This window comes from Peribacillus sp. YIM B13472 (assembly GCF_042788005.1).
GTDB lineage: Bacteria > Bacillota > Bacilli > Bacillales > DSM-1321 > Peribacillus > Peribacillus simplex_E.
In genome coordinates this window covers 1-4156 of the sequence record NZ_JBHZPG010000072.1, presented here as the reverse complement: position 1 = coordinate 4156, position 4156 = coordinate 1, and the positions used below count along the sequence as shown (strand labels likewise).

Here is a 4156-nt window from a genome sequence, read left to right as displayed (position 1 = left end):
CGGGTTCACCATCTGGCAGCTGCCCGATCAAGTCGGGGGATGAGGTCGTTGTTGAAGTCGAGAACATCGGTCGATTAACTAATGATGTTCAGTAAGATTTACCAGCAATCTTAATAATCACGAATGATAAATAGTTAGCAAAGATTGGAGCTGTCTTTAGGGCAGCTCTTTTTTTTATGGAACAAACGGGGCAGGATAGTTTAAGTGAAGTAATTTATAGTTTGGTTTTATTATTTGTATAATCTAAGGCTTAAGATCGATATTAATTTAGACTGCAGAGGTATAGTAATAATAATCAATAAATGTTAAAATTTTCTTGGTTTAGTAAATGAGTGTATGGTTCTGATTCTTGGGGGGGGGGGGACAACAATTATTAAAAAGGTTTGTATGAAATTTATATTTCCTTTTAGCGTATCTATATTTTTATTCGGATGTAGTATAGAAAAAGAAGACTTGAAAGAAGACCCTGGGCTTGATAAATCCCAAAAGATAGAAGTAACGTCAGAAGAAAATCCAGAATTGGTTTTAAACGTTATAGACAATCAAGAAGATGTAAATGAATTTATTAATACACTTGAAGTTGATAAATGGAGTATTGTAGATATTCCTTCAAATTCGACTAAAGGGTATATTTATAAGATGTACCAAGAGGGTACAGTCAAACTTGGAGAGCCTATTACAGTTAAAAAGGAACTTAAACAAATCGCTACAATTATTACATATAAAGATAGTCCTTATATCGAACTTAGAACCAAGAAACTAAATTTAAATTTTAAAGTTCCAAAAGATGTAGCAGAATACCTATCTAATAACGATAATTAAAAACATAACCATACAACTATTTCGTCAACAGTACGTTATATCTTCTTATTGTGAATTAAACTAGCTGATAGTTTGTGAAGAATAGTACTTAAACTAAAGGTGCGTTAGCTGAAGATCGGGGCTGTCTTTAAGACAGCTTTTTCAATGGAACTATCGGGGCAGATTAGTTCAAGTAGAATAGTTTATTCGAACTGTGCAACATAATCATTTAAAAATTACTTTGGAATATTTTTTGATTTACTACGAATCCTAATTTTAGGAGGCGACAAAAATGAAAAAACAAGAAAAATCAAAAAACCTTGGCCAAAAAGCCGATTCAATGAATGCTTTAGATCAGGGGTTAAACTTGTTTCCACAAATAGTTAATAACGCTACTGGTATTGACAAGGGGAACGACGGAAAAATAAATAAAAATGATTAAATTGAACGCCTTTTTTTGGGCGTTTTTCTATCTTTTCTAATGATCTTCTCCATCCTACTCCCTCCTTCACTTGTCAACTCAACAATAAGTCTTATAGAACTAACGGGTGCGTTAGTTTATTAAGGAACACAAAAATGATCAATCTTTTTTATAAAAGAATAATCCAACTAAATATTACAAGGGCATGTTTTGATTTATTTTTTTTCAAAACATGCTCTTTTATTTATTCATTTATCAAGGTTGTTTGTATTAATTTAATCCAACTTTGTGGTGATCCCATAATCCATTCTTTTTTCTATTTTTGCTCTGTATAAATTAATCGCTCCCAAAGCTACAGATATTCCGGCCAAATATAGGGCTTGTTGATAACTGTTCAATAGATTAACGACTAATCCGAACAAAGAGGGTGCTATGACAATGAATAATTGATTTAATGTCAATGCTGAACTCACCGTTAAACCTATAAAACGTGAATCCGATTGCTCTGTGATACAAGCAATAAAAATGGAATACCAACCAATGGCTACAAAACCCAAAAGAAAACAAAATAAAAGCATCAAGATTTCCATTTCAACAGTCATGATGAGTGGCAGCATCACTGTAAGAATTACGGTAACAGCCATCACAATTAGCAATAATCTTTCCCTTTTACCTTCAAAGAATTGATCACTCGCCCATGCGATGACTACCCGTCCAACCATACCACCTATTAAAACGATGCTTAAATATTTTCCTGCCTCTGTTAATGGATAGCCCCCTTCGTTATGCAAATAACTCATAAAATGCGCAATGATAATCATCTGTAATGACATCATCACAACACCCACTATATACATCGGATATAACTCTTTATTATTTTTGATGACATTCATTTTCTCCTTGAACCCGTCCGAGGTTGATCCCGTTACACTCGTTCTTTCTGGTTCGTTATATAATAATAGGAAGAGCAGCCCTCCCATTATTGCTACGATCCCTTGTACTACATGTACTGATGACAAATTGAAATGATAATATGTATAGGATAAAACTGCAGAGGCTAAAGATCCTCCAATCGGTATTCCCGTCTGTCTTATCCCAAGAGCCAGACCTCTATGTTCGTTTGGAAACCATTTTACGATGGCCGTGCTTCCACCGGTTTGAGCACTTCCGTACCATATACCGACCAACAATAATAAAAGCAGTAATACCATATAATCATTAACAAAAACTAGCGTTAAAGCTGAGAGCCCCAATAAAATGTTCCCCCACCCGATAATGTGTTTTTCCCCTTTTTTATCCATCAAATAACCGAACGCCAGCATTGAAAACATTGGACCAATATTGACCGCTGAAACAATGAAGCCTGTTTGAAGTGGTGTTAAATTCCATTCAATTTGATAAAATGCAGCGATAGGTCCCATGCCATATGTCACAAAGGTTGCTGCAGTTTGGGATAACGTGGCCACCAATACGATTAACCATTTATAATATGTATGCATTAAGAAATTCTCCCCCTAAGCTTGATGTATCGTTCAATAATAATTCGGTGGGATAAATTCTTATTTTTAGCTTCTAGCATTATCTAGTCTCCCTTACTTATTAAGCTAACTAGAGTTTACTCTGACTGCCCTGAAGCGTAAAATGGAGGAAAATGATAGGGTTCATAAATTTTTTTTATAGGGTGTGCCAACTATATGAACATCAAAGAAATAGCATTGAAAATTGAAATATTAAACCGTCAAAATTTAAGTAAGTCTGCAGAAATCACGAACTATACTCAATCCGCCCTTACGGCTAAAGTGAAAAAAATAGAGTCGGAAATTGGCAAACTTGTTTTTAAACGCACGCCCCAAGGATTGAAAATCACTAGCGTAGGAATACAGTATAAAAACTATCTTCAACTTATTGCACAAGAGTACGAAGAATTTTTACAAAACATTGGTGCCTTTCAAACTAACTCTAAAGTGGACTTTGGCACATCACATACAACCTTGAAAATCTATGGTGCCCACATCGCGAATACATTGAATATGAACGAGATTCAAATGGATGTGGATTTCGTCGTAGATTCCAGTAATGCCATAAACCAAAAAGTGCACAATTCCGAATTAGATTGTGCACTCATTAGTGAACCTATTAAGAAATATCCCGACTTAACTTATGACATCGTTGCAACTGAAACATTCGAGATCATTTCAAGTAAGGACCATATCATCAATTTTGATTGGAAAACACCTATTACATTGCTCGTATTGAGTATAGGTTGTATGTATACAAGAGCTGTGACCGAATGGCTTATGAATAATCAAATACCATATAAATTAAAGGAAATAAAATCAATCAGCAGTATCCAAGATTTTTTGCAAATCAGCAATACCATTGCAGTATTGAATACTAAGCTTATAGATTTATATAACTATACAAACATTCACTATTACAATTTAAGCTTTAACAATGTCATTAATACCGTTTTCGTTTTTAAGATGAACGACGGCGAACAGAACAATATCGTACAATTAAAAAATGTTCTGGAGACGATTGGTTAATTATAAAAAAAGGGGTTTTATACTTGATGGGCTTTTTGATATTTTACATATAACATTATTTATAACTTGTTAAAAATAATTTGTCCTGAGAAAGTAATATTAAGAAGTTCCAATCATCAGTTCTAACACTTTTTATTGCTTATAAAAACACTTAAAATGACTTTTACAGTGAAATGGACATCGACGGTGTTACTGTTGACGGAACAAGGGAAGCAATTTTTTTCCGTAAAGGAAACTGGGTGTAGGTAAGATAAAAATAATAGAGCGTTCTTTAACTAACGGGTGCTATATCAGGAGCTGACCAGCAGCTCTTTTTGTATGAAAACACATTAGTGAAAGAGGCCATACTAAAATAAGCCCACCATATTCTAATTTTTTGAAGGACTTA

4 protein-coding genes are annotated in these 4156 nt (G+C 34.0%); 3 read left to right on the top strand and 1 reads right to left on the bottom strand.

The features are described from left to right. Positions 1 to 336 precede the first annotated feature (336 nt). Complete coding sequence (locus ACFX4I_RS26255) at positions 337 to 822, top strand: hypothetical protein (protein ID WP_377424159.1); 486 nt, start codon at positions 337 to 339, stop codon at positions 820 to 822. A 271-nt stretch (positions 823 to 1093) separates the two neighbouring features. Beyond that, the gene (locus ACFX4I_RS26250) at positions 1094 to 1243 is read left to right on the top strand and encodes a hypothetical protein (RefSeq protein ID WP_167555960.1); all 150 of its coding nucleotides are present in this window, start codon (positions 1094 to 1096) and stop codon (positions 1241 to 1243) included. A gap of 254 nt (positions 1244 to 1497) precedes the next feature. Here ACFX4I_RS26250 and ACFX4I_RS26245 read toward each other — a convergent pair whose 3' ends face one another. Continuing rightward, a complete protein-coding gene (locus tag ACFX4I_RS26245; RefSeq protein WP_377424156.1) occupies positions 1498 to 2721 on the bottom strand; it encodes an MFS transporter in 1224 nt (407 codons plus the stop codon). A gap of 195 nt (positions 2722 to 2916) precedes the next feature. On the opposite strand from ACFX4I_RS26245, the gene ACFX4I_RS26240 reads away from it, so the two are divergent. Further along, positions 2917 to 3768 carry a LysR family transcriptional regulator gene (locus ACFX4I_RS26240; protein WP_377424154.1) on the top strand — a complete coding sequence of 284 codons (852 nt, stop codon included), beginning with the start codon at positions 2917 to 2919 and terminating at the stop codon, positions 3766 to 3768. The last annotated feature ends 388 nt before the right edge of the window (positions 3769 to 4156 follow it).